The sequence below is a fragment of the Methanosarcina thermophila TM-1 genome, from assembly GCF_000969885.1.
GTDB lineage: Archaea > Halobacteriota > Methanosarcinia > Methanosarcinales > Methanosarcinaceae > Methanosarcina > Methanosarcina thermophila.
The window spans coordinates 2,692,738-2,717,270 of sequence record NZ_CP009501.1 but is presented as its reverse complement, the minus strand read 5'-3'; the positions used below and the strand labels follow the sequence as shown (position 1 = coordinate 2,717,270).

Below are 24,533 nucleotides of genomic sequence, written 5' to 3'. Positions count from 1 at the left end.
AGGCTTGTAAGTTGATAAAACCCGGATATAACAATTTGGAGAGCAAAAATGTATTAAAGGCTGAGTAGATAGTGAAAAAATCCAAATATAAGCAAAGTTATTTATAGAATCTGAGTACAAAATCAGGGATTATAAGGTATATATCAGCAAAAAAAGTAGATTGGAGGATAATATGGCAAAAGTAATACCATTTGCACCAATTGAGCGTTTAATAAGGACTGCAGGTGCTCATAGAGTAAGTGAGAGTGTGGGAATAGCTCTTACAGAAATTCTGGAAGAATATGGACTTGAGATCTCAAGAGAAGCAATAAAACTTGCAGAACATGCAGGCAGAAAAACCGTAAAAGCTGAAGATATAAGACTAGCAAAAGAAATGTTATAAGTTGGTTAGCTCATCCGTTTAGATCGACCATCCCTTAAAAGCTATTCACCAGTACTATCCTGCTTTAAGGGACAGAATAAAAAATAAAATGCTGAAAACCAGCATTTCTCCTATTATTTTTCCTATTTTTACTTAAAATTCAGTTATGCAGCTGCGGATCCCATATCCACTACGGTCAGAGATTCCACAGGGCAAATCTTTGAGCAAGCACCACAGCGGACACAAACTTCATCATTGATAACTGCTACTCCGCCCAGGATCCTGATTCCCAGTTCAGAGGTTTCGGGATCAAAGTCTTCACTTTTCATCAGTTTTACATTTACAGGGCAAACGGAAGCACAGATTCCGCATCCAACACATTTTTTCGACTGAACTATTTTTTTGTTTTTCTTATCTGCCTTTGCCATTAATAGTCACCTCAAAATTCCAGAGAACTGCCGACAACAGAAATAAGCTGCGGAAAGTTGTAAAAGCAGGAGCTGGGGATAAAATTATAATCGTAAATATATATTTGTTCTGTCAGTTGGGTATTTGATGTCTTTTAAAATATATGAAGATTTCGAAGCAAGCCTTTTTAAGGAAGGTTATACACTCAGGAGCATATCAGCAATACTTATGCCTGTAACAGTAAGGGCAGTTACTACAATTCCGGCTATCATGATGCCGAGAGCAATTGCTGGCAACGCATGCCTGAACTTGATCCCGAATACAAATGCTGCTGCACAACCTGACCAGGCACCTGTGGCGGGCAGGGGTATGGCTACAAAGATAGTCAGTGCAAGGAGTCCGTATTTTTCAAAATTCTCAATATTGTTTCTGCGGGTCCTTGAGAAAAGCCAGGTAAAGAAAGCATCAAAGATTGAATAGCGTCTGAGATAGTTCGAGACCGGCTCAAGGAAGAGCAGAAGGGGAATTACAGGAAGAAGGTTCCCAAGCACTGAGAAGAAGAAGGCTTCGAAGGGTCTCATTCCATAAATGCCTATCGCGATAGGGATTGCCCCCCTCAGTTCGGAAACGGGTACAGCTCCCAGAATCAAAACTGCAAGCCAGTGGGGAACAGCCTCCAGCATATTTACTAATGTTAGTTCAACAGACATAGCAATCAGGATTTATTTAATTCCGTATTTTCCTATTTTAAGAAAAGGCTGGATTCAAGCCTTTTCAAACTTTTAAGAGATCTGGAGTATAGAGAAGCTGCTTCCGGTTCATCAAACCTTAATCTGCACCTGAGAGTGCAAAATGTGCGAGTAAAGCTTCGAGCTGGATCTTTTCAGTAGCACCTTCAGTGAGCCTGAAATCGATCTCACCTACTTTATCTACGAGTTCGACAATGCGTCTTTCAGAAAGCCCGAGATCCAGAATCATCCGGTTATCCATTTCCGAGATTGCCCTGTAAATCTGTCCAATTATATCTTCCCCGGAAAGACCCTCCTCATAGAGCAACCTGTTCAGTTCCTTTCGCGCAAGCCTGAAATTCCCGCTCAGAGCCGTTTCGATCAGGCTTCTGATATCCTCAGGATCTGCAGTTGCTGTAGTTCTATAAATGGTTTCCCTGGATATAGGCTTTTCTGGATCTATGAAAGCAGCAGCCTGGAGAGAATTCACAGCTTTTCTCATGTCTCCCTGAGATACATAAATAAGAGCCTCATATCCGTCTTCAGTAATGGATAAACCCTGATCTTTAGCTATGTACTCAAGGCGGCTCCTGACAGCCTCTTCAGAAAGGCGCCTGAACCTGAAAACTGCACAGCGGGACTGGATAGGCTCTATAATTCTGGAAGAATAATTGCAAGACAGAATAAACCGGCAGTTATTGCTGAAGCGCTCCATTGTCCGCCTGAGTGCAGATTGGGCATCTGGGGTCAGTGCATCGGCTTCATCCAGAAAGATAATTTTGAACCCAGCTCCTCCTATAGGGGCAGTTTTTGCAAAATTTTTAATTTTCGTCCGGACAACATCAATACCTCTTTCATCTGATGCATTGAGTTCGGTAAAGTTCTCACGCCAGAGCTCTTCCCCGAAGATTTCTCTTGCAATCGATACTGCAGAGGCTGTTTTTCCGACCCCAGGCGGTCCTGAAAACAGGAGATGGGGAAGATTTCTCGTTGCAACGTAGGATTTCAGGCGTTCAATTGTTTCTTCCTGCCCTACCACCTGGTCCAGCCTGACAGGCCTGTATTTTTCGATCCAGATCTCTTCTTTAATCGTAGAGTCCTCCATCAATGCTTGCACCATATTTAGAGAAGATAATATTTAAACTTTTGAATGTTCTCAGTTGTTATTTTAACTGCATCGTAAAAGTACAGTTATACGCTAGTTATACGCTACAGCCAGGATACAACTAATATATAAATGTATAGAAAAATAGAGAATAAAAGCGTAACAGGAGAAGAAAAAAGCATCTTTAAAGTTGAAAAGTAAAGAGAAACAGTACTGTTTTCATTTGCTTTTACTTTCCCAATAGGATATGTTTAATTTTTCATTTGCTAGCGTTGAATGGTTTTACTATCTGTTTTACCATCGCTTTAGTAATTCTTCACTCAACTCTATATGCTTTTTCTATACTACATAGTCTCATAAAGTTATAACCAATCCTTCAGAATTTAAAAAGGCTCTATAAGAATGTGTTTGAAAAGGTTATTGAGCTGTACTTTTTGGGAATTAGTATATTTCAATGCCGATCAAGAATATAGCAGTTGTCTTACATAATATAGAGATTGAGGTCAAGTTTTATTCAACTTGCCTGAGGAGTCGAGAATGGAAGAACAAGCTGAAAAATCGAAAATGGAAAAACTAACTGAAGAACTCAAAGAAATGGCTTTGACCCTTGGAGCTTTTAAAGTGGGCATCGCTACAACCGAAACCCTTGCAGGCGGTCCTCCTTCCGCGGATCTGACATATGTGCTGCCAGGAGCAAAATCGGCAGTCGTTTTTGCTCTTGCTTTTGACCAGAACCTCATAGAGCCCTACTTTAGAAAAAAGGATCACAAATCCTTAGACACAAATAAGGTGCGGACAACCACCCTTGCTAACGGGATAGCCCTTGAAATGGCAGGATTCTTGCAGCAGTATGGTTACAAAGCTTCTCCCCAGCTTGCGAATTTCGTTTACCGTCAGGATTCGGAAAACTGGCTGCTGGATATGCACCCCCCTATTTCCCACAGGTATCTAGCAGTTCGCTCCGGGATAGGACACTTCGGGTACTCAGGGAACATAATCACAAAGGAATACGGATCAGCAATTGTCCTGGCATCTGTAGTTACGGACGCGGAGCTTATCCCGACAGAGCCACTGCCAGAAGAAGAGAATTATTGTGATGAATGCAAGATCTGCCTTGCAGTCTGTTCCTCTGGATATGTTGACCCTCTTGAAAAGGTAACAGTAAATCTTGGAGGAAAGGAGTTTACTTACGGAAAAAGGAGAAGCAACAGTCGATGTTTCCTTGTCTGCGGAGGGCTTACAGGTCTGAATTCCTCGGGAAAATGGTCAACCTGGTCTCCGGCTCGCTTTGAGATTCCAAAAAAGGATGAAGATTTTATCGCTGCGTTGCCCGGTGCAATAGAGACATACCTCAAACGACCGAAAATCAAAGGCGGATTTTTCATATGCCTGATCCCAGGAAACAGAATGGAATATACCTGTTCAAACTGTCATTTTGTCTGCCATCCTGACAAAGAAGTCCGGAAAGCACGATACAGGATGCTCACAGAAAGCGGCGTGATCATACAGGAGCCCGATGGAACCCGCAGAGCCGTGTCTCCGGAGGAAGCAAAGGAGTATCTCAAAGCAATGCCTCCAGAAAGGAGAGAGCTTTACGAATCCGTTCCAGAGGAGTAACTGATCCAGAGCAGAGGAAGAAAATATAACACCGAAAGTTTAATCCATGTACACTGTGTGCAGGGTTTCATAAATTGGTCCTTCAGGTGTAAGTGTGCTTTTCTTCAGAACCACTTTATTTACCCACATGGTACCAATTTCAATATCCTCTAACTCCTTCACAGTATTTATAAAGGCGGTTTTCTTATCTTTCTTGAGGAATTTTATCCTGGCAAGGGTAGCATGTGCAGTAAATTCCCTGTCGTCTTTTTCGAACTTGAAAGGCTCCAGTAAACTCTCAACATTCTCATGTAACGCCCTGAAATTTCCAGTTGCACCCAGCCATAGCACTCTAGGATTCGAAAGTTTGGGGAAAACTCCAAGCCTCCCGATTTTTGCCTCAAAAGGTTCACACGTAATGGAATCGAGAGCTGCGGAAAGCAACGGAATCTTTGATTCATCCACATCTCCAAGGAATTTCAAAGTTATGTGAACGAGTTCAGGATTAACAAACTTTAGATCAAAACCGGAAAATCTATCCTGAAGCTCTCGGATCTTCTCTGTAAATCCGGGATCTAATTCTACTGCTATAAATGTCCTGATCAAAACATTCACCAATCTTAATTGAAAAACGAACCAGAAAAATCTTCCTGTTACTCTTTTCTACCCGCCTATTAACTATCTTCTGGAAAAATTGACTTCAGATTCCTATTGAGGGGATTGTAAACCTTCCTGAAGATTTTTGAGAAAAAAGAATGAAAATGTTTGAAAAAGAAGAGGTTAGAGGGGAAATGCAAGAAAGCCGGAAAGAAAAAAGAGGAAAAATAAATAGATTACAGGGCAATTATAATATATAAGAGATAAGTGCAGATTTGTAAATAAGCTTAAGTATTTATAAAGTTGGCTTCAATGTTAACCTTATGTAGGCAGTTATAACCTAAAGAAAAACGGTAAATTAAAAAAATATAACCCTAAATTTAACAAAAAACATTAATTCAAAAAAAGTAATTTTAACTTTATAAAAAATAGAACCCAAATCGGTTGCTGCAAAAAGAAAAAGCGGTGGATCATATGGATAGAGCACGTATAATTGCAGAAACGGCAGTCCGAATTTCCAAAGAACTTGATGCTGCCGCAATTATGGTTTCCGGGGATCTGAGTTTTGAAGGGATTGATACGGGGGGAATTCCGGTCTATTATATCTCCATGCGCCCGAAGAGCATAATAGACCATCTGGTCTCAACCGGAAAAGATGGAAAAACTCCCTTAAAGGAGCTTGGTGATCAGATAAATCGGGAAGCTTCGGGGAACTCAGAAAACCTTCAGCAGGCTGCCGCCATAGAATACGTGCTCGGGAATCAGGAAAGTGGGATTATTGTAGGCGTGGTTGAAACTCGTGGTTCCAGTTCGATTATTGTACATAGCCTCGATGAGAACCCCCTTATAAAAGCCATGAAGGAATGCCATGAAAGGATAAAATCTGAAGTGATGAGTGCAATCCTGAAAATCTCATTTGATATTATCATGACAGGCAGGGAAGGCAAGAAAATGGGTGCTGCCTTCATTATAGGTGATTCTGAAGAGGTTATGAAGCGCTCTCACCAGTTAATACTGAATCCGTATGCAGGCCACGATGAAGCCTACCGGAATGTCCTTGACAAAAGAAACTGGGAATCCATAAAGGAATTTGCCCAGCTGGATGGAGTTTTTGTGGTAGATGAAAATGGTATTATCCATGCAGCAGGCCGTTATCTTGACGTTGATGGGAAAAATATAGACATTGAAAAAGGACTGGGAGGCAGGCATGTATCGGCAGCCGCTATCAGCAGGGATACGGTTGCGATTGCAGTTACAATATCCGAGTCAGGTGGAGTTCTCCGAGTGTATAAAGATGCAAAAGAAATAATTTGTATGGAGTGCATGAAGCCTGCGGTGAGGTACATTTAATCCATAGAATCAAAAACTTTTTTCTCAGGATTGAAAGCTCTTGATTACACATTGGAAGTGTAGAGTTGCAGATTTTCAAGAGCAGATACTTCGAAGGGATATGAAGGAATAAGGGCAGTACATACACTCATAAACAAAGAGAAATATATCCCTGAATATGCGAGGAGATAAAAAGAACGGGGTAACTCCATGAGAAGACAACTTTTTTACATTCCTTTTAGCATTACATTCCTCCTGTTTTTAATCATCTTTGTTACTTTTGGGCTTAGTTTTCTCTTTTTTGGAGTTATTATTTCAGCTTTTGTGAAAATAGGCTTCTCTATAGGACACGCATTTCTTATCCTGCTCCTGTCCCTTCTTGGAAGCGGCATCAATATTCCTCTGACAACCTTCAGGTCCGATACTCCTGTAGTCAGAGACACTTATATTCGCGTGTTTGGCGTAACTTACAGGGTTCCAGTCTGGCATGTGACAAGAAACGAGACGACAATTGCTGTCAATGTAGGAGGAGCAGTTATTCCTATCCTGATTTCAGCTAACCTCATAATGAGATTCCCTTCTTCTCTTCTGCTTGCAGCAGCCGGTGTCCTGATAGTTTCAATCATAACCTATTCCGTAGCAAGGCCTATTCGCGGGATAGGTATCGCAACACCTGCGCTGGTACCACCCCTTGCAGCCGCCCTTGCTGCGATTTTGCTGACGTCTGCAGTTCCGATTTCTGATTGCCCGGTTGACCAGTGCCGCGTGGTCACAGCCTATGCAGGAGGAGTACTTGGAACGCTCATAGGTGCTGATCTACTTAATCTTGGAAAAATTAAGAATCTGGGCGCTCCAGTTGCAAGCATTGGAGGGGCAGGAACTTTTGATGGAATCTTTTTAAGCGGATTCATTGCCCTACTTCTGATATAAAAGACTAAAGCCGGAGCTGCAAAAAAGAATAAAATTGATAAGACATCTTTAACCCTCCAGTTCCGGTTAAGTCAGAATCAGCCACTCACCTTGAAACGAAGCAGGGCTGCGATTCCTCCCAATTTCTGGAGTTTTTCTCCGGGCTCAAAGGCTGTACTGAAAACAACGACTTTCCCCTGGGCTTGTTCGACTTCCATAAGGAGTTTGTCGATATCCCCCCCTTTTTCTCGTCCCTCCCGTAAGGTTTCGTCAGCAATAAGCAGGGTTTCCACAGCCCCGTAATTAAGGGCATTCTTAACATCGGCAAGACCGTAGGCAGCTTTGCCGTCCATTGAGATTTCACGGATAAGGTCTTCCATCAGTGCAGATTCACGGGCTATACGGGATTCCTGCATAATGCGGTCCACTGCACCTCTGCGAAGAACTTCCTGAAAACCGGACATTCCTATCATGGAAGTATCTTCGATCAGAGCTTTTGAAGCCATAGCCGGCTCTACTTCCTTAAAATATTGAACAAAATCTTCTTTGGTAAATCCAGGGCCAGCGACGACTATAGATGCTTCCTCAGGAACAGCATGCCTGAGCTGTTCTACAATTTCCCTGAAGAATTCGTTCCTCAAACCGGATTCTCGCTTGCCTGAGGACTGCCTGATATGAGAATAAAGCTCTATTCCATAGTGGTGCACAAAGCCAATATCTGCATCGCCCTCTTCTATGGCGACAATGACGACTTTCGGACGCTTTGAAGCTTCTTCAGCATCCTGGATTCTCTGGAGCTGATCGTTTTTCCAGTGCTCTTTGATTATAGAAAGATTGGTTCCAATCTCGATATTCAGAGTATGATAGGAGCCTGCATCCATCCCATGCTCTATAATTCCGTGCACCCTCAGCCGATTTGCAAACTTATGAAACTCGACCTCCTCAACCCTGACTCCGAGTCTTACCTTTACTTTCTCAACCTTTTCAGGGCGAATCTTATCACTTGCTGTGTCGGCTTTCCGTTTGGTAACCGCAAAGACCAGGTCCCCTTTTTCGATTATGTATTTTAGATGCCAGAGATCATCGAGGGTTTCGGCTGTTACTGCAATTTCCCCTTCCCTTCCTCGGAGGGAGCGGTTTGTAACTCTCATGCCTTTTTCACTCCATGAATTTCAATCTCCTCTTTAATTTCCTCTCCGCTGTCCTCAGGCTCGTGCTCTATTTCGAGGGTTTTGTATTCTTCTCCGGACTCAACTCCCTCTCCCGTCCTTCAGGTTTCTGGCTCTTTAAGTCTGATTCTCCGGGCGGGATCATCATGGCTATCTGGTCAGGAGAAGCTATCTGCTTCACGAAGCGGGGATCATTGAGTTCATTCACATAAATCCTGTAGATTTTTTTTGAAATATCGTTCTGATTAAAACTCCCAGGGATTATTTCGAGGATATAATCCCCATGCTTCCGGACAGCAGATGCAGGCCCGCCTATTACTCTGGTCTCGCCTTCTTTGAGTTCAAGACCAATTGCAACGCCCAGAGGAACGTCCTTAAAGTAATTACGTTCCCCGCGGATAACAAAAGCCCCTTTTCTAAGATATTCTCCGGATTCCGGGGTCTTTGTAACCTGTTCGGCTTTGACTAAGTAGCAATCGCCGCTGAAATGTCCGGCTTTCCACAGGCTGGAGTAGGAAACAGCAAACTGTGCCGCTTCCCGCAGGGTAGATTCGGGAACTTCTTTTCCGCCTGTCTTAATAATGGTAAGGGGAGCACCAGGTGCCTGGGTATGGAATACAAGATCTCTCTTTTCCAAGTATTTTTTGAAAATTTCCTCATTGGTATCGGCATCCCTGCCCCCTACAACAAGGAAGCCGTCCGAGGACACGAACCATCTGAACCTGTCATACCAGTGCTTTTTCCGCGATGCCTGAAGTTTCCTTCCTGCCTTTGCGGCTTTTGCCACGGCTTTTTTCTCCATAGCCTTCTTGGTATCCTCGATAGCTTTGAGAACGCCTTCTTTTTTCTTGTTAAACTTTTTGACTTTTTCATAGTATTCCTGAGCGTTCTGTGGAACTGTCTTCCGAATATCAAGATTAACACTCTTCCCATCGAGGTCCACTGTTATAGTCCCGATTCTGGGGTCGATATTTGTAATCTTTTGTGCAGCAGGAACGGTCTTCTTAGCCTGTTTAAGGATGGATCGTATCTCATCCCAGGAATAGCCCTTTGCCCTTGCACCGTTAAGCACGGAAAAAAGCTCTTCGATAAGCTGGTAATTCGCGTAGATTGTCTCGGCAAGGATGTTATTCTTCTCGATCTCTTTTTCAAACTTTTTAAGGCTTTCCTCCTGCTGGAGAAGCCGTATCTCATAAACACCAAGAGTTTTCTCTTTTTTCTGAGCCTCTTTTACCTCTTCAACCTGTTCAAGTGCTTTTTTTCCAAAGAATTCATCAAGCGCAGTGTTAAAAGAATCGAAATATTCTTTTTCATACCCGGAATAGTGAATAAGGTCAAAGGGAAGCACATCAAAAGTTTCCAGCTTTCCGTTAATTTCCTTTTTCACATGCTGGGGTCTGAGTTCAGGAATCCCGGCTCCAACTCCTGATTCAGTCTTTGCTCTGAGAAGCGGGGAAAAGAGCTCATGCATTGCATTGCAGAGCCGCGAGGCATCCTCTTCAGTTGCTTCCTTCGAAGGCTTTGATTTGTCAATTCCTGCCCTTGCACACACTTCTTCTGCCAGAACCCCTCCTAGATTGAACTTTGTGGCAATCGTGCGGACAATATCTGCTGTAGACCTGGAAAAAGCCTCCATGAGGTCTGAAACCCTGGCTTCCAGCGGGTTCAGCTGAGCCTCTGGCAGTTCATAAATTTCTCCGCTCCTAAGCCGCCTATCCTTAAGTGTTACAGGATTCATAGGCAGGATAATCCTGTTTTCCGAATCGACAATAAGCACGTTCCCCCGGGCGAAAAGCTCCACAATAAGGGTACTCCTTATTCCTCCTCTCTCGATCCCGATCTTTACTATCCTGTCAAAATCGTGCTGCTCGATAGATACTATCCTGCCTCCCATAATGTATTTTCTGAGCAGCATCGGAAAAGCCTGTGGAAGTTTAGGGCTTGGCCTGATATACTTACTTAGATGAATTCGCTTTCCTGCTTCAACAACCAGGTTGTCCCTGCCCTTGTGAAAAACATAAAGATTGATGCGGATCTCCTCATTAGTGGGCTGGTAAATCTTCCCGATCTTCGCATCAATAATGGATTTTGGACCCGCTGACAGTTCGGCAACAACTGCAGCAACATCCGCGCTTGACATATCCTGTTTCATGAAGTGGATATAATAGAGGCTTTTCGTATAAGTGTTTGTGGCAGAGATGTCTTTGCCTTTCCAAAGATCCTACTTTCATTTTTAACCCGGGAAGGGTGTAAATCGATTTTCTCAAAATCTAATTAACTGCCAGCAGGTCAATAACTACTAAACCCCCGCCATTCACTTTTTCGCTTTCTCTACCTGCCGAATCAACAGCCCAAACGCGCCAGCGGTAGACTCCATAGTAATAATCTGTATAACTGGTCGTAGTTACATAAGTTGTACTCCCTCTCCATGAACCATCATAATTATTGAATAACGGAGCAGAAACATTGAGTAGAAATATATTAAGAATTTTGGAAAGCAATTTAAAAAAGCTTTATAATTCCCTCAAAACTCGAAACCCAAGATTGGCGAAACGACTCTCTGGTTCGCGCTTGAAGCGACCAGCGGAACGGCAAAATTCTTTATTGCAGAGCCAGCTACACCCGCGAGAAACACGATTGGAACTATTACCTCCCTCCCATGCAGTACCATCCGACGGAGCCCCGTTATAATTATCATGCCATTTATCCTGCACCCATTCCCAGACATTCCCGTGCATGTCGTAAAGTCCCCAGGGGTTTGGTTTCTTTAGACCGACTGCATGAGTTTTACTACCTGAGTTCTCAATATGCCAGGCGTATTCATCAAGTTTTGACTCATCCTCGCCAAAGAAGCATCTTGTCTGTGTGCCAGCCCGGCAGGCATACTCCCACTCGGCTTCTGAAGGTAAGCGGTACTTATCAGTTCCTTCTATTTCATTTAGCTTCATGATAAATTGCTGAGCATCTGCCCAGGAAACCATCTCAACCGGGCGGTCATCGCCCTTGAAGTGCGAAGGATTGTTTTTCATTATTGTTTTCCACTGCTTTTGTGTGACAACCGACCTGCCCAGATAGAAAGGGTTATGAATTGTTACTTTATGGACCGGAGATTCGGAATCTGACCTCTCTTTCTCTTCAGAGGGTGAGCCCATCTCGAATTCCCCGGCTGGGATCAGTACAAATTGCATGCCTGTAGAAGGACTGACAAAGATTTCAGTACTACTAGGATTATCATTTTGTGCGAAGAGAGGTGACTCTTCGGTTTCTTCAGGTTCCTCTTTTTTCAGATAACTTCTAACTGCACTAATGTAACCCATAATACCGGATTTGCTTCCCAAAAGACCCACATCCCAAATTTTTCATTAGTTAATCAGCTATTATTTGTTAGATTTTACTTTAACTGGTTACAGGCTTCTATTTCCAGCTTTCAACTTCAACCTTTGCTGCCATGTCTATTTTAACTTTTTATTTATCATATTCTATAATTTTGCGATATCTATTATTGTTCCTGTCATTAAAATTAAACTTTCCTGCCACTAAATGCTGTATTAAAAAGCGTTATACTCTCGATTTCTGTATTAAAAAAACGTTATACTCCAATTCTAAGGAGAAAAACAATAAAAAAACTTTCATAAACTAGGATTAACTGTTAAACTATTTTAAAAAAACTAATGTAACCAAAAGTAAAATATGAGATTGATTTATCTTAGGAGAACCCAACCAAAATCCTAAAACAAAAACTTAATCAAAACCCTGATCAAAATCCTTAAACAATCCCCAATATAATCCCTGTATTAGATCCCTGGTTAAAACCCCGAGATAAAATTCCTATCAAAATCCCTGAGTTAGACCCTGATCAGAACTCCTAAGCCATATACCTGATCAAAAACACCTAACCAAGATCCAAAAACCCAGAAGCTATGAAACCATGGACAGTCGAACCGCCCGCTTTTTGAGAACCCGCTTCCAGAATTATTACAAAAATGCCGAAATAGGTCTCCCAGACCACCTGCCTAACAGAGAATGGGCTTTCATCTTCTATGATGATATGCCTGGAAAGATGCACAGGCATAAGGCATTCGGCTCGCCTGGCGAAACTCTTGACTATCTTTACGGCATGGCTCCTGCGCATGTTTACTATTCAACTGCGTATTACGAATATCCTGATGCCAGAAAGATGAATGAGAAGAACTGGCTCGGGGCAGAATTGATTTTTGACCTTGATGCTGACCACCTACCAAATGCCTCGAAAAACTATGTGGATATGCTTGAACTTGTGAAAAAGGAAACTTTCAAGCTCATGGATTTTCTTCTTGACGATTTCGGATTTTCGGAGCGGGAAATTGAACTGGTGTTTTCCGGTGGGAGAGGATATCATCTTCACGTGAAGCATCCAAAAGTAATCACTTTAAATAGTTCATCACGTAGAGAGATAATTAATTACATAAGTGGTAAAGATTTAAAAGAAAATTACGACTACTTAATTACAGAAGAAAAATTATTTGGGGACTTTGGAACTGGGTCTAAAACATATAAAGGAAAAAAGCAGGGAGTGACAATAAAAGTAATTAATGGATATGATTGTGGATGGGGGAAAAGAATTGCTGAGTACATAGTCGACTATTTAAAAAAGGAAGTTAGCAAAGAAAGTAAAAAAGAGATGTTTAAAGATCTGCGCGAAAACTTAAAAAACGAAATACTAATAGGTCAAGAGACTATAAACAAATTAATAAAGATAGGAACGGATGAAAAAGCTCTTAATAGCATATTGAGCCGGGGTCGAGTTGATTTTGGATTCCTTAGAAATTCAGGAAAAATCTTTGAATATTTGGTAAGACAATCGGTTCAAAAGTATGCCGTAGATTTTGGAGCCAGTATAGATGAGCCTGTGACTGCTGATATTAAACGGCTGATACGGGTGCCGGGTTCACTGCACGGCGGGTCAGGGATGCTGGTTAAGAAACTTACTTTATCCGAATTAGAGAAATTTGATCCGCTTAATGATGCTGTTATTTTTGGAGAAAGACCGGTAAAAGTAACGGTTTCAAAGCCTTTTTCGGTGCAGTTAAAGGGTAGGGATTTAAGAGTAGAGGAAGGCAAACAGGAAGTTCCTGAATATGCGGCAATTTATTTAATTTGCAGAGGTGTTGCGGAGTATGGATTTAGAAGAGATCAGCCAAGCCATACCTAAAGGAGAAAAACAGAGATTAAAGAGAATTCCGGCTGATTTTTATCTGCAAGCTGAGAAATACATCCGAGAGCTTGAAGGAGAGATAAAAAGAATAGAGAATTCTCGTTCTCCGGAATCCAAGATGCTTCGTGATGAGTATGAGGGAGCTCTTTCTGCCCTTGAGACTATCTTTATGAAGCGGATAGGAAAAGTTACTGAAATGGCAACAATCCAGTACTTTGCGGATAAGCCTATTTCAAAGGATATAGAAAAGATGCTTCCTGCGGAAAAAAGACTTTACGACCTTGTACTCAAGGGGATCGAAGCCGCAAAAACCGAACTATTAGGTCCTATTCTGTACCCAGATTCCGACAATGTCGCAGTCTGGCCCGAAATCCGAGTGGAAAAGCAGATCTCTGCCGGCTTCAGTGGGAAAACGGAGGCACAAATGGGGACTCCTGCTATCGTAACCGCAGGAGGAATCAGAGCAGAGCCGGACAAAAACAATATAAATGAAGAATACGTTGTTGTGCGAATACTGAAGGATCTGCCTACCTTCACAGGTGCAGACGGTCGAAACTACACGGTTAGTGCCGAAGAAGTCGTTGTTTTGCCGCAGCTCAATGCTACTGGGCTGATAAAGCGAAACGCAGCCAAACTGATTGCCGCACAGGAAAGTTCCGGAAAAGATTCATTCCCTGGAAAGAATTAATTTCCTGAGATTTACAGCTTATATTAAGCCTGGAAAAAATGGACGGCAGCCAGTTTTAAAGCGCTGAAGGCTTTCACTTGAAGCAGGAAAACCAGACAATAGTATGAGTATTTATATGTGTAGCTATATTTGTGTAGCATCTGTGTAGCTTGACCCTATGGCATGCACAACAGGATTATATTATTCCCATTGGGATAAATCAAATTAAATGATCAGATTTGCATTTCCCCTTCGGGATGAATAAACCAATAACAGATTAAAAAATCTTAAAAATTTCAAGTTCATCAAATCAAAGGCTTCCCAAATAAGATCTTCCCAGGATCAAAACGCCATATGCAAACGCCGTGCGTATATGTAAATTCAATTAGATATATTGTCTTCCCGCAAAAGCCGGAGAAGGAAAGCTTCAGTACCAATAATCATTAAAAGGTGTAAAGAATGAAGATTCCAAAGAGAGTGAGAACTTACTGCCCGTCCTGTAAGACCCATCAGGAAATTGTTATTGAAAGAGTCAAGAAGGGACAGCAATCATCCATGACCCATATTGCAAGACAGAAGAGAAGACAGGAAGGTATAGGCAACAGTGGTAAATTCTCCAAGGTGCCTGGTGGCGATAAGCCCACAAAACGGATCTGGTTAAGGTACCGCTGCACAGTATGTAAAAAAGCCTTTCAGCCACCTGCTTTCAGGGCAAAGAGATTCGAGTTTAAGGAGTAAGATAAAATGGTGGTAGATTATATCCAGAGACCAAAGAGCAGGTTCCTGCGTGTAAAATGCAACGATTGTGAAAACGAACAGGTCATATTTGGAAGTGCTAGCCGTAAAATCACCTGCATTGTCTGTGGAAGAACCCTTGCTGAACCCACCGGTGGCAAATCGACCATTACCACTCATATTCTAGAAGTGCTTGAATAAGCGGAAAGCTAAAAGCACTTTATCGGACTAGAATAATGAATAAAATAAAAAATAAGAGAAGTGGTACGAATGGGAAACGATAACTGGCCCGAAGTCGGAGAATTCGTTGTCTGTACTGTGAAGAATGTGACGGATTTCGGAGCCTATGTCGAGCTTGAGGAGTACGGAGGAAAGGAAGGTTTCATCCATATCTCCGAAATTAAAGCAGGCTGGGTCAAGTACGTCAGGGACTACGTAAGGGAAGGGCAGAAGATTGTCTGCAAAGTTCTTAACGTAGACCCTTCCCGCGGCCACATAGACCTTTCATTGAAAGATGTTAACGAGCACCAGCGGCGCGCTAAGATCCAGGAATGGAAAAATGAGCAAAAAGCCGCTAAATGGCTCCAGTTCGTGGCTGAAGAAACGAAAACCGATGAGAATAGCTTGAAAGCTCTGCACGAAAAACTCGTGGAGGAGTTTGGAAGTGCATACTCGGCCTTTGAAGAAGCTGCTATTGAAGGAGAGAAAGCTTTCAAAGGAATAAAAATCAATAAGAAACATTTAAAGAGCATAATCAAAATAGCAGGGGAAAATATCAAACTGCCTTTTGTCGACATCGCAGGCTATGTGGATCTGACCTGTAACCTTCCAAACGGCATAGAAGTCATAAGGCAGGCTCTCAATGCTGCAAATTCTATCAGCGACGTTGATGGAAAAGATGTCAGGCTCGAAATAAGTTACATAGGGGCTCCGAGATATCGGATAAAAGTAATTGCCCCAGATTACAAGAAAGCTGAATCAGTCCTTAAAAAATCTGCCCAGACAGCAGTGGATACCATTTCCAAGCTTGGCGGGCATGGGACTTTCAAGCGGCACATCGAATCAGCAAAGGCGTGATATCTTTTGGGACAAAAGATCCGCAAATGCAAAAATTGCGGCAGGTACACTTTAAGGGAAATTTGCCCGATTTGTGGGGGAATAACTTTCCCCGCACGTCCAGCTCGCTTTTCTCCTCAGGACCCTTATGGTAAGTACCGCAGAATGGCAAAGAAAGGATAAGGAATTGTTATGCAGCGAAGTACACTTGTCCGCCTGAAAGAAAATCTTGAGCTCAAAAACCCTATACTTGTAGTTGGACTTCCAGGAGTAGGACTCGTAGGCAAATTAGTGGCAGAGCATCTTGTAGACGAACTTGGGGCTGAAAAAATTATGGAAGTTTATTCTCCGCATTTTCCACCTCAGGTTTTGGTCAATAAAGATTGTACGGTCCGTCCGGTAAGCAACGCTATATACCTCGGAAAAGCGAAAGAGAATGATGTGCTTTTCCTTGTAGGAGACCATCAGAGCACAACCACACAGGGGCATTATGAGCTCTGTTCTCTCTACCTTGACATCGCAGAAGAACTTGGAGTGCTAAGGATTTATACGCTCGGAGGATATCCGACAGGCAAACTGACCTATGAGGAAACCGTCCTTGGGGTCGCTAACAATACAGACTTGATTGAAGAAATCAAAGCATATGGGGTAGAATTCAGGGAATCGGAACCCAGCGGAGGAATAGTCGGAGCCTCAGGCTTGCTTGTAGCTTTCAGCAAGATGCGAGGTATTGACGCTGCCTGCCTCATGGGCATGACTCCAGGATATTTGATGGATCCTAAAAGCGCTCAATCCCTTCTGAAAGTAATCTGCAAATTGTTCGATATCGAGGTAAATACTGAATCCCTTGAGAAGAAAGCTGAGGAAATGGAAAGCATCCTTGAAAAGCTGAAGGAAAAAGAAGAGCAGCAAATCCAGGAAATCAAACCATCCGAAGAAGACCTGCGTTATATAGGGTAAAAACGCATTTGACAAAACTAGCCCCATAATCAGGGCTTCCGGAAAAGGTAAGTAAATGAAAATCAATACAGACCTCCATCTCCATTCAAAGTACTCCATGGCAACTTCCGGGAAAATGGACTTGCCGACAATTGCCAGGGAGGCTTCAAAAAAAGGAATAGAATTGATCGGTACTGCCGATTGCACTCATCCGAAGTGGCTCGAAGAAATCAAAAAGGTTGCCGTTTCGGATGAAGAAATCCATATCGATGAGATTTATTTTATTCCTACCACGGAGATAGAAGACAGTAATCGCGTACACCATCTTCTCATTTTACCTTCAATCTCGAAAGCTGAAGAGCTGGCTGAACGCATTGCTCCTTATGGTAACATTGAAGCTGATGGACGCCCGAATATTGGGCTGGACGGCAGTGAGATTGCCGAAATTGCAAAAGACATAGGAGCACTTATCGGTCCCTGTCACGCTTTTACACCCTGGACTGCACTTTACGGCTACCATGATAGCCTGAAAAGCTGCTACGGGGATATGACGGATTATATCTCTTTTCTGGAACTCGGCCTGAGTGCGGACAGCGATTATGCCGATAGGATAGAGGAACTGCACCGCCTGACCTTTCTTTCAAATTCCGATGCACACTCTCCTTCGACCAATAAACTGGCAAGAGAATTCACGCAATTTGATGTGCCTGAAATTACTTTTGACGGCTTGAAAAAAGCCATTCTCAGGAAAGAGGGGTATAAAGCCACCCTGAATGTTGGGTTCTTTCCCGAGGAGGGAAAATACAACAGGTCAGCCTGCATCAAATGTTTTACCCAGTACGCACTTCCCGAAGCCGTTGAGAATAAATGGCGCTGCCCAATTTGCGGAGGCGTCATAAAGAAAGGGGTTTTCGACCGAATAAATGAACTTGCAGACTTTAAAGAGCCGAAGCACCCCGATCACCGTCCCCCTTACCTTCATCTCATTCCTCTTGCCGAAATTATCCAGATGGCGCTCGGGCATGCAAGCGTCCAGACAAAAGGCGTACAGACTGCCTGGAATAAGCTTATAGAACGCTTTGGAAATGAAGTCAATGCCCTTATCTACTCCAAACCGGACGAACTGAAAATCGTAGGAAATGATAAGATAGTAAACGCGATTCTCGCCTTCAGGGAAGGTAATGTGATAATTCATCCCGGCGGTGGAGGTCAGTACGGCTGGCTTGAGCTGCCTGAAAATCTCAAAGAGGAAAAAACCCACAATGGACAGCTTTCACTTGCAGACCTTGAGAAGCTTAATCCCAAAAGCGAAAGCAAGACCGCAAAGAAGATGGGGAAAAAGCCCAGGAAAGAAACTGCCGAAACCGGAAAAGAACCTGAAGGCTCAGGCCAGAGTTCACTTTTCGATTTTTAAGAGATCACTTTCAAAAATTTAAGTTACAGATTCTGCCGATGACAAAATATATATGAAAGAAAGTATATTCACTAACCCGGCATCTTAAAAACGATGCACTAAAAAACATCGGGCAACTCCCGAAAATTTTTCTTATCTTAAAACAAATGCCCAGGTAGTCTAGTGGTAAGGCGACGGTCTCGAAAACCGTTTCTCCCTCGGGAGAGCGCAGGTTCGAATCTTGCCCTGGGCGCTTATTTTCTAAACTAAAAAATTTATTAACTCAATTTTAAAAAAATCGAACTAATTCAGTTACTTTTCTTTTACAATACGCCTTTTCTCCTGCAATTCCACGATTACTCCGGATACTCAATTCCATAATTTAGAATGTCCCACGGAAAAAAATAGGCTTCTTGAATCGGTATCTGATGATGAGCCGATTTTTTGTAGGACTACAAAGTTTAGAAAATGAGATAATTAAAAACTGATATTGACAAACTTATTTCGTGTACTGTGTGCAAAAATGAGTTTCAAACATTCACAAACTCGTGAGCTTTTTATACTATAAAGATACAGAAGGATCGTTATGTTTGTTAAAACATAACGGTTTATCATAAAATAATCTTACGATTGAAAGAAAACGATATGAAGAAAAATAAAAAAAGTGATTTACATTTATAAAGGTTCATCGTCATCTATTCTGAGGTCAACCGTAAGCATTTAGTTATAAAATATTTTGTATGGGTTAAGTTATGAGAAAAAAACTTGTAGTTCTGTTAGTGTTATTAGGGGTATTCCTTGCAATAGGATGTACTGATAATGGAAGCGAAACTGCAAACGAAGACGACGCAGATACTCCGACTTCTAAGCAGGAGTCTGAAATTATAGTTTCTGCAGCTGCCAGCCTTACCGAAGCTTTTTCAGATATGGAACCCCAGTTTGAAGCAGAAAATCCTGGAATAGATGTGAATTTCAACTTTGGAGCGTCAGGAAACCTGCGTAAGCAAATAGAAGGAGGAGCTCCAGTTGATGTTTTCGCTTCGGCTGACCAGAAAAACATGGATATACTTGCCGAGAAGGAATTAATAGAAAACACTACAAGGAAAGACTTCGGCCAGAATTCACTTGTGCTCATAGTTCCTGCAAGCAGTGCCCTAAATATAACTGGAATAGAAAGCCTGACTTCACCTGATGTGGAAAGGATTGCAATTGGAAATCCTGAAACTGTTCCTGTCGGAAACTATACACGTACCGCATTGACTGAAGCAGGAATCTGGAACCAGCTAGAAAACAAGTTTGTGCTTGCCGAAGATGTCAAAGCGGTTCTTACATACGTTGAAAGAGGGGAAGTAGACGCAGGTTTTGTGTATATGACCGATGCAAAGACTGCAGAACCTGGAACAATAGAAATCGTTACCAATGTGACTGTAAGTACCCCAATTAGCTATCCGATAGCCGTGGTTTCTGCCTCTGATAACAAAGAAGAGGCACAGGAGTTCGTTGATTTCGTAACCGGAGAAGAAGGGCAGAAAATACTGGAGAATTATGGGTTTACTCCCGTATCCGAATAAAAGTATAAGCTAAAAACATAAAAAAGTGATCTTCATGATGGACAAGATATGGTTTCCTATATCTCTCACGCTCTGGGTAGCAACCATATCGTCCATTCTCGTACTGTTCAGTGGCGTAACCATAGGGTATGTGCTTGCAAGGCATGATTTCCGGGGAAAAGGACTTGCGGAATTGCTCGTGAGCCTTCCTCTTGTGCTTCCCCCTACAGTAATCGGTTACATTCTTGTGATTCTGATAGGAAGAAATGGATTTCTAGGACAGATGATTTTCGATGTTCTGGGGAAGGGGATTATGTTTACCTGGCAGGCAGCAGTTATTGCAGCCTATACAGTTTCTCTTCCCCTTATGGTATATACTGCGAAAGCAGCCATCGAAGCAGTGGACAGAGAAATAGAGTATGCTGCCTATATTCTTGGAAAAAGTGAACTTGAGACTGCTCTGCAAATAACGCTCCCTCTCGCAAAAAAGGGAATACTGGCAGGGCTGATACTCAGTTTTGCCAGGGCTGTTGGAGAATTTGGTGCAACCCTCATGCTGGCAGGAAATATTCCGGGAAAAACGAACACAATGTCGATTTCAATATACAGCGCATTTCAGGCAGGCAATAACGAACTTGCCGAGGTGCTGGTTTTAATCCTGGTCTTTATATCACTGCTCACCATCGCCCTGACCGGCAGATTCGTAGGAAAACTAGAGGTATGAGCTTGGGCGTTAAAGTTGACCTTAAAAAACGATATAGTGAAGCTGAAATCTATAGAAAAAAAGGCATTAAGAAAGCTTTTATGCTGGATGTCAGCTTTGAGATGGGAAAAGAACTTGTTGTACTTTTTGGGCCTTCTGGATCAGGAAAAACAACATTATTTAAGTGCATCTCAGGAATCACGGAACCCGATAGTGGGAAAATAACTGTCGGAAATAAAGTTTACTACGACAAAGACCAGAAAATTAACCTGCCCATCCAGAAACGCAATCTTGGATATGTGTTTCAGAACTATACTCTCTTTCCCCACATGAGCGTTAGAAAAAACATAGAATGCGGGCTCAAAGGCTGGGAAAAAAAGGATAGAGAAGAGAGGGTTATGGAGATGCTGAGTCTTCTCCATATTGAGGAACTGGAAATGCGTTATCCCTCTCAACTCTCAGGCGGGCAGAAACAAAGAGTTGCTCTGGCAAGAGCTCTTGCTCCCAAACCTGAGATTTTACTTCTGGATGAACCCTTCTCCGCACTTGATATGGAAATAAGGACCAAGCTCGCTGAAAAAATAAAAGCCTTGCAAAAAAAGATTAAGATACCATTGTTATTTATTACTCATAACCTTGAGGAAGCCTTCCTTCTATCTGATAGGATTCTTATTCTGCATGGGGGAAAAATCCAGCAGTTTGGAACTCCGGAAGAGATCTTTTATCATCCAGAAAACAGGCATGTGGCAGAACTCATCGGGATGTCAAATATTTTTGATGAAGCTGAAGTGGAAAGATATGATAAAGAGTCAAAAAGTATAGTATTAAAAAGTGGGGATATGATGATTAGAGTCTCATCCGCAAACTTCAAACCCGGAGAAAAAGTCTCCTGGGGCATACATCCTGAGAACATAACTCTTCTTTTGCCTGATTTCGGTTCTGAAGATCAGAATGAAAACATTTATTCTGCACATATCACCAATATCCTCAATAAAGGACCAAGAAAGCGAATCAAACTTAAACTTCTTAGACAAAATAAAACGCTGACTGCGGAAGCACCTGCACAATTTGTTGATTCCGTGAAGCTGCATGAAGGCAGTTTATGCCTGGTTAAACTGGAGATGAGTAAAGTGGTTGCATTCCGCAGCGCATAACCCACAAATAGCATATCTACTGTGATAAAATATTTATATCCGCTTTTTTCAAACCATACCTCTTTCCCTAAAAACTTAATTTCCTGCCGATAGCTATTTAAAATAGAAAAGATATTTGAGATTCTTGTTAAGGGGCTGTGGCCTAGTCTGGTAAGGCGATGGGCTCCAGCGGATAAATGATGAACAACGGGTCTACCGAGTCTTTCCCGACGGGGCAGGACAATGAGGAGCCGTTGGAGCACTGATAGATGCTCACCAGAAACTGTACTAGCAGTTGTTCGGAGATACCCGTCGATCGTGAGTTCGAATCTCACCAGCCCCACCTTTTTTTAATTTAATTTTGCTCTGCTTTGCTACTCTTTTAACATTTTATCCCACGCTTACTTTTTAACTTCTTCATTCTATGGCTTTCTTTTACCCCGTCGTTTTTCTCTTAATATTTCCACTATGCACAAACTCTTTTAGTGTCTTAGTATCAGGTTCGGTAGATATACGAATCTAATTTTATAACACTTCGAAGTACGTAGAATTTTAAGAAGTAATACTTTCATGTAACTCCCCCAATGGTTAATAACTTGAAAATCCAATCTTCTTCTACCTGCTCAAACCTGTTCAATACAAGCGAGGTTCTCACTTTGAAGCGCGAAAAAGAAGAAGTAGCCGTCCTTGTCAGAGCCACCCCTGAGAAAAGCAAAAAGGATGGGGAAGGACATGCCGTAGGAGTGATAGGCATCAATAGACAGGGAGAACTGCTGAGGCTCTATCCTCTGGGGTTCAGGTATGGGGAAGGACTGGTTGATTTCAGGAAAAATGATCTGCTTGAGGTCACAGTTACAAAACCTGAGCACGACATAAGGTGGGAGAGCAAGAAAGTCCTTAGCCACACGAACCTCGAGAAGCCCCTTAAAGAGCGGGAAATTAAAGAGCTTGTCCTGCCGCTCGTAACGTCTATAGAAAAGCTGAATATTGAGGGAGCGAGCCTTGGAATAGTAAAGCCTGAAATCCTGAATATCGAGATAAATGTGAACAGCACCGAAGCCTATGACCGGCAGCAGTATTTCAATCTCATGGGAGATTTTCTGGAAAAAGGGGAGAAAACCGCCAGAATGCCGGTTGAGATCAGGTTTTTTTTCAGGTGTGAAGGAGAAGAGGCGTGCAGAGGACATAGAATAATCCTGCTCGACTGGGAATTCAATGAAACCGTCCGGAACATTATAAGGCAAGTACACGAGCCGGCTGCCGTTGAGAAGAAAATAAAAGAGCATTTCTCCGACCTCATGAAAGAAAGGGAACTCTACTTTATCATGGGGACACATTTCACGTATGGAACCTGGATAATAACAGGGCTTTTCTGCCCGGAAAAGAATGGAAAGATCCAGAGCATCCTATCCGGATATTAAGAGTGTGCTGAAAGAGAAGAATGGCTTAAAGCACTCTAAACAAAGTATTAAAACGATGTAAATAATATTCGAAAATGCAGGGGGAAAATAAGAAAAAAATTTAAAAGAAGAGACGGGTTTAAAAATAAAGGGATTTTAAAAAAAGGTTTAAAAGAAAAAGAAAATTTATCATAATTCGATCATGAATCGGATTATAAAAATTCTCATCCTTCAAGTTCTTTTTGTAAAAAAGCTTCCAGTCTGTCCATACCTTCTTTTATATTCTCAATGCTGTTAGCATAGGAGAAACGCAGGTAGCCTTCTGCCCCGTTTCCGAAATCGATTCCGGGGGTAACTGCAACGCCAGCTTCGTTGAGGATACGGCGGCTTAATGCAAGAGAATCGCTGCAGTACTTGCGGGCATCGGCAAGGACATAAAAAGCTCCCATAGGCTCTTTGCGGACTTCAAACCCCATTTCTATGAGTCTTTTCAGCATATACTGGCGGCGCGTATTGTAAGTCTGCACCATCTCAGCAATGTATTCCTGCGGACCCTTAAGGGCTGCAATTGCTGCCTCCTGGACAAAGGAGTTGGCGCAGATGAAAAAATTCTGGTGGATTTTCTGGATTGCACGGACACACTCAGGAGGACAGATAATATATCCGAGCCTCCAGCCGGTCATTGCATAGAGTTTGGAAAAGCCGTTCAGGACAAAAGCGTTTCTTGTGTATTCCAGAATTGTGTGGTCGTCTCCATCATAGATCAGACCCTGATAGATCTCGTCCGAAATAATAGGGATACCTTTCTCATCCGCAATCTCGGCAAGCCCCTTCAAGCTTTCTGGAGACATGACGTGCCCGCTAGGGTTTGAAGGGCTGTTTATCAGAATTGCCTTAGTGTTTGGGCTCAGACACTGCCTTACAGTTTCCGGCTCGAGGGCAAACCCATTTTTCTCGCTCGTATAGACAAAAACAGGGGTTCCACCAAGATATTTAACAAAATTCGGATAACAGGCATAATAAGGATTTGACATTATCACTTCATCCATCTTCTCAAGCAGAGCCATAAAAACCATCAGGAGAGCAGGGCTTGTGCCCGAAGTTATAATAACCTGATCCGGGCTCAGGTCAACTCCGAACTTCTGGTGATAGGACTCAACTATTGCCTCTCTGAGCGAAAGAAGTCCCTGGCTGTGAGTGTATTTTGTAGCTCCCCGGGAAATAGCAGCACAAGCAGCCTCACATATGTGCGGAGCCGTAGGAAAATCAGGCTCTCCGACCTCAAGGTGGATTATGTGTCTCCCCTCAGCTTCCAGAGCCTGGGCACTTTCCAGCACTTCCATAACATAGAAAGGAGGGATATCTTCAGATTTTTTTGATAGAATGCATTCTGAGTTTATCGAAAACATAAAAGACCTTCTGAAAATCAATTATTGTGAAAGTGGCTGAAGTAAATGCAAGTAAACCGCTGAAGCTATATGAAACTGCGTATGCTTTCAAGATTTAAATATTCTATGGAAAAAAACCGGATCAGAATTGAGAGAACAAAAAGAAAAAGGTT

General features: G+C 42.5%; 24 protein-coding genes and 2 tRNA genes. 18 read left to right on the top strand and 8 right to left on the bottom strand.

What is annotated here, in order from left to right:
• Positions 1–121 precede the first annotated feature (121 nt).
• Entirely contained in the window at positions 122–382 is a 261-nt protein-coding gene (locus tag MSTHT_RS11825; RefSeq protein WP_082086837.1) for a histone family protein, read from the top strand.
• A gap of 143 nt (positions 383–525) precedes the next feature.
• Here the strand turns inward: MSTHT_RS11825 and MSTHT_RS11820 are convergent, their stop codons facing one another.
• The 3 genes from MSTHT_RS11820 to MSTHT_RS11810 all read right to left on the bottom strand — a co-directional run bounded on the left by MSTHT_RS11820 (position 526) and on the right by MSTHT_RS11810 (position 2,617).
• Positions 526–789, bottom strand: a complete 264-nt coding sequence (locus MSTHT_RS11820; protein ID WP_048167953.1) for a 4Fe-4S dicluster domain-containing protein — start codon at positions 787–789, stop codon at positions 526–528.
• A gap of 177 nt (positions 790–966) precedes the next feature.
• Positions 967–1,479 (bottom strand): COG2426 family protein, encoded by a 513-nt coding sequence (locus MSTHT_RS11815; RefSeq protein WP_048167952.1) that lies wholly within the window; start codon positions 1,477–1,479, stop codon positions 967–969.
• A 118-nt stretch (positions 1,480–1,597) separates the two neighbouring features.
• The gene (locus MSTHT_RS11810; RefSeq protein ID WP_231588087.1) at positions 1,598–2,617 is read right to left on the bottom strand and encodes a replication factor C small subunit; all 1,020 of its coding nucleotides are present in this window, start codon (positions 2,615–2,617) and stop codon (positions 1,598–1,600) included.
• A gap of 522 nt (positions 2,618–3,139) precedes the next feature.
• Between MSTHT_RS11810 and MSTHT_RS11805 the strand changes: the two genes are divergently transcribed.
• Positions 3,140–4,219, top strand: coding sequence for an epoxyqueuosine reductase (locus tag MSTHT_RS11805; RefSeq protein ID WP_048167950.1), 1,080 nt, complete (start codon positions 3,140–3,142; stop codon positions 4,217–4,219).
• Positions 4,220–4,258: 39 nt separating this feature from the next.
• On the opposite strand, the gene thpR is transcribed toward MSTHT_RS11805, so the two are convergent.
• Complete coding sequence (thpR, locus tag MSTHT_RS11800; RefSeq protein ID WP_048168572.1) at positions 4,259–4,804, bottom strand: RNA 2',3'-cyclic phosphodiesterase; 546 nt, start codon at positions 4,802–4,804, stop codon at positions 4,259–4,261.
• Positions 4,805–5,269: 465 nt separating this feature from the next.
• On the opposite strand from thpR, the gene MSTHT_RS11795 reads away from it, so the two are divergent.
• Positions 5,270–6,145, top strand: a complete 876-nt coding sequence (locus MSTHT_RS11795; RefSeq protein ID WP_048167949.1) for a DNA integrity scanning protein DisA nucleotide-binding domain protein — start codon at positions 5,270–5,272, stop codon at positions 6,143–6,145.
• Between the two features lie 189 nt (positions 6,146–6,334).
• Positions 6,335–7,054 carry a DUF1614 domain-containing protein gene (locus MSTHT_RS11790; RefSeq protein ID WP_048167948.1) on the top strand — a complete coding sequence of 240 codons (720 nt, stop codon included), beginning with the start codon at positions 6,335–6,337 and terminating at the stop codon, positions 7,052–7,054.
• 77 nt (positions 7,055–7,131) lie between these two features.
• Here the strand turns inward: MSTHT_RS11790 and MSTHT_RS11785 are convergent, their stop codons facing one another.
• From MSTHT_RS11785 to MSTHT_RS11775, 3 genes are all read right to left on the bottom strand, one after another.
• Positions 7,132–8,184: an mRNA surveillance protein pelota gene (locus tag MSTHT_RS11785; protein WP_048167947.1), complete on the bottom strand. Its 1,053-nt coding sequence runs from the start codon at positions 8,182–8,184 to the stop codon at positions 7,132–7,134.
• 67 nt (positions 8,185–8,251) lie between these two features.
• On the bottom strand, positions 8,252–10,354 hold the full coding sequence (gene rqcH, locus MSTHT_RS11780; protein WP_048167946.1) for a ribosome rescue protein RqcH: 2,103 nt from the start codon (positions 10,352–10,354) through the stop codon (positions 8,252–8,254).
• A 361-nt stretch (positions 10,355–10,715) separates the two neighbouring features.
• Positions 10,716–11,540, bottom strand: a complete 825-nt coding sequence (locus tag MSTHT_RS11775; protein WP_048167945.1) for a formylglycine-generating enzyme family protein — start codon at positions 11,538–11,540, stop codon at positions 10,716–10,718.
• 590 nt (positions 11,541–12,130) lie between these two features.
• Here MSTHT_RS11775 and priS point away from each other — a divergent pair.
• The 14 genes from priS to MSTHT_RS11715 all read left to right on the top strand — a co-directional run bounded on the left by priS (position 12,131) and on the right by MSTHT_RS11715 (position 22,993).
• Positions 12,131–13,393 carry a DNA primase catalytic subunit PriS gene (priS, locus tag MSTHT_RS11770; protein ID WP_048167944.1) on the top strand — a complete coding sequence of 421 codons (1,263 nt, stop codon included), beginning with the start codon at positions 12,131–12,133 and terminating at the stop codon, positions 13,391–13,393.
• Positions 13,359–14,084, top strand: a complete 726-nt coding sequence (locus MSTHT_RS11765) for a DNA replication complex subunit Gins51 (RefSeq protein WP_048167943.1) — start codon at positions 13,359–13,361, stop codon at positions 14,082–14,084. The genes priS and MSTHT_RS11765 overlap by 35 nt, the downstream gene beginning before the upstream one ends.
• A 438-nt stretch (positions 14,085–14,522) precedes the next feature.
• The gene (locus MSTHT_RS11760; RefSeq protein ID WP_048167942.1) at positions 14,523–14,801 is read left to right on the top strand and encodes a 50S ribosomal protein L44e; all 279 of its coding nucleotides are present in this window, start codon (positions 14,523–14,525) and stop codon (positions 14,799–14,801) included.
• A 9-nt stretch (positions 14,802–14,810) separates the two neighbouring features.
• Positions 14,811–14,999: a 30S ribosomal protein S27e gene (locus MSTHT_RS11755; RefSeq protein ID WP_048168571.1), complete on the top strand. Its 189-nt coding sequence runs from the start codon at positions 14,811–14,813 to the stop codon at positions 14,997–14,999.
• Positions 15,000–15,068: 69 nt separating this feature from the next.
• Positions 15,069–15,875, top strand: coding sequence for a translation initiation factor IF-2 subunit alpha (locus MSTHT_RS11750; protein ID WP_048167941.1), 807 nt, complete (start codon positions 15,069–15,071; stop codon positions 15,873–15,875).
• 6 nt (positions 15,876–15,881) lie between these two features.
• A complete protein-coding gene (locus tag MSTHT_RS14140) occupies positions 15,882–16,037 on the top strand; it encodes an RNA-protein complex protein Nop10 (RefSeq protein ID WP_082086836.1) in 156 nt (51 codons plus the stop codon).
• Between the two features lie 9 nt (positions 16,038–16,046).
• Positions 16,047–16,814, top strand: coding sequence for a proteasome assembly chaperone family protein (locus MSTHT_RS11745; RefSeq protein ID WP_048167940.1), 768 nt, complete (start codon positions 16,047–16,049; stop codon positions 16,812–16,814).
• A 55-nt stretch (positions 16,815–16,869) separates the two neighbouring features.
• On the top strand, positions 16,870–18,207 hold the full coding sequence (locus MSTHT_RS11740) for a TIGR00375 family protein (RefSeq protein WP_048167939.1): 1,338 nt from the start codon (positions 16,870–16,872) through the stop codon (positions 18,205–18,207).
• A 148-nt stretch (positions 18,208–18,355) separates the two neighbouring features.
• Positions 18,356–18,439, top strand: a tRNA-Ser gene (locus tag MSTHT_RS11735).
• A gap of 499 nt (positions 18,440–18,938) precedes the next feature.
• On the top strand, positions 18,939–19,757 hold the full coding sequence (gene modA, locus MSTHT_RS11730; RefSeq protein WP_048167938.1) for a molybdate ABC transporter substrate-binding protein: 819 nt from the start codon (positions 18,939–18,941) through the stop codon (positions 19,755–19,757).
• Positions 19,758–19,782: 25 nt separating this feature from the next.
• A complete protein-coding gene (gene modB, locus MSTHT_RS11725; protein WP_048167937.1) occupies positions 19,783–20,460 on the top strand; it encodes a molybdate ABC transporter permease subunit in 678 nt (225 codons plus the stop codon).
• The gene (locus tag MSTHT_RS11720; protein WP_052721888.1) at positions 20,457–21,593 is read left to right on the top strand and encodes an ABC transporter ATP-binding protein; all 1,137 of its coding nucleotides are present in this window, start codon (positions 20,457–20,459) and stop codon (positions 21,591–21,593) included. Before modB ends, MSTHT_RS11720 begins: the two co-directional genes overlap by 4 nt.
• A gap of 131 nt (positions 21,594–21,724) precedes the next feature.
• A tRNA-Trp gene (locus MSTHT_RS14625) sits at positions 21,725–21,915 on the top strand.
• Positions 21,916–22,228: 313 nt separating this feature from the next.
• Entirely contained in the window at positions 22,229–22,993 is a 765-nt protein-coding gene (locus tag MSTHT_RS11715; RefSeq protein WP_048168569.1) for a hypothetical protein, read from the top strand.
• 203 nt (positions 22,994–23,196) lie between these two features.
• On the opposite strand, the gene MSTHT_RS11710 is transcribed toward MSTHT_RS11715, so the two are convergent.
• Positions 23,197–24,381 carry a pyridoxal phosphate-dependent aminotransferase gene (locus tag MSTHT_RS11710; RefSeq protein WP_048167936.1) on the bottom strand — a complete coding sequence of 395 codons (1,185 nt, stop codon included), beginning with the start codon at positions 24,379–24,381 and terminating at the stop codon, positions 23,197–23,199.
• Positions 24,382–24,533 lie beyond the last annotated feature (152 nt).

Bases quoted from the DNA above. Each gene is read 5' to 3' on its own strand.
- MSTHT_RS11820 (WP_048167953.1), bottom strand. From the start codon at position 789: ATGGCAAAGGCAGATAAGAAAAACAAAAAAATAGTTCAGTCGAAAAAA.
- MSTHT_RS11815 (WP_048167952.1), bottom strand. From the start codon at position 1,479: ATGTCTGTTGAACTAACATTAGTAAATATGCTGGAGGCTGTTCCCCAC.
- MSTHT_RS11810 (WP_231588087.1), bottom strand. From the start codon at position 2,617: ATGGTGCAAGCATTGATGGAGGACTCTACGATTAAAGAAGAGATCTGG.
- MSTHT_RS11805 (WP_048167950.1), top strand. From the start codon at position 3,140: ATGGAAGAACAAGCTGAAAAATCGAAAATGGAAAAACTAACTGAAGAA.
- MSTHT_RS11795 (WP_048167949.1), top strand. From the start codon at position 5,270: ATGGATAGAGCACGTATAATTGCAGAAACGGCAGTCCGAATTTCCAAA.
- MSTHT_RS11790 (WP_048167948.1), top strand. From the start codon at position 6,335: ATGAGAAGACAACTTTTTTACATTCCTTTTAGCATTACATTCCTCCTG.
- MSTHT_RS11785 (WP_048167947.1), bottom strand. From the start codon at position 8,184: ATGAGAGTTACAAACCGCTCCCTCCGAGGAAGGGAAGGGGAAATTGCA.
- rqcH (WP_048167946.1), bottom strand. From the start codon at position 10,354: ATGAAACAGGATATGTCAAGCGCGGATGTTGCTGCAGTTGTTGCCGAA.
- priS (WP_048167944.1), top strand. From the start codon at position 12,131: ATGGACAGTCGAACCGCCCGCTTTTTGAGAACCCGCTTCCAGAATTAT.
- MSTHT_RS11765 (WP_048167943.1), top strand. From the start codon at position 13,359: ATGGATTTAGAAGAGATCAGCCAAGCCATACCTAAAGGAGAAAAACAG.
- MSTHT_RS11760 (WP_048167942.1), top strand. From the start codon at position 14,523: ATGAAGATTCCAAAGAGAGTGAGAACTTACTGCCCGTCCTGTAAGACC.
- MSTHT_RS11750 (WP_048167941.1), top strand. From the start codon at position 15,069: ATGGGAAACGATAACTGGCCCGAAGTCGGAGAATTCGTTGTCTGTACT.
- MSTHT_RS11745 (WP_048167940.1), top strand. From the start codon at position 16,047: ATGCAGCGAAGTACACTTGTCCGCCTGAAAGAAAATCTTGAGCTCAAA.
- MSTHT_RS11740 (WP_048167939.1), top strand. From the start codon at position 16,870: ATGAAAATCAATACAGACCTCCATCTCCATTCAAAGTACTCCATGGCA.
- modA (WP_048167938.1), top strand. From the start codon at position 18,939: ATGAGAAAAAAACTTGTAGTTCTGTTAGTGTTATTAGGGGTATTCCTT.
- MSTHT_RS11720 (WP_052721888.1), top strand. From the start codon at position 20,457: ATGAGCTTGGGCGTTAAAGTTGACCTTAAAAAACGATATAGTGAAGCT.
- MSTHT_RS11710 (WP_048167936.1), bottom strand. From the start codon at position 24,381: ATGTTTTCGATAAACTCAGAATGCATTCTATCAAAAAAATCTGAAGAT.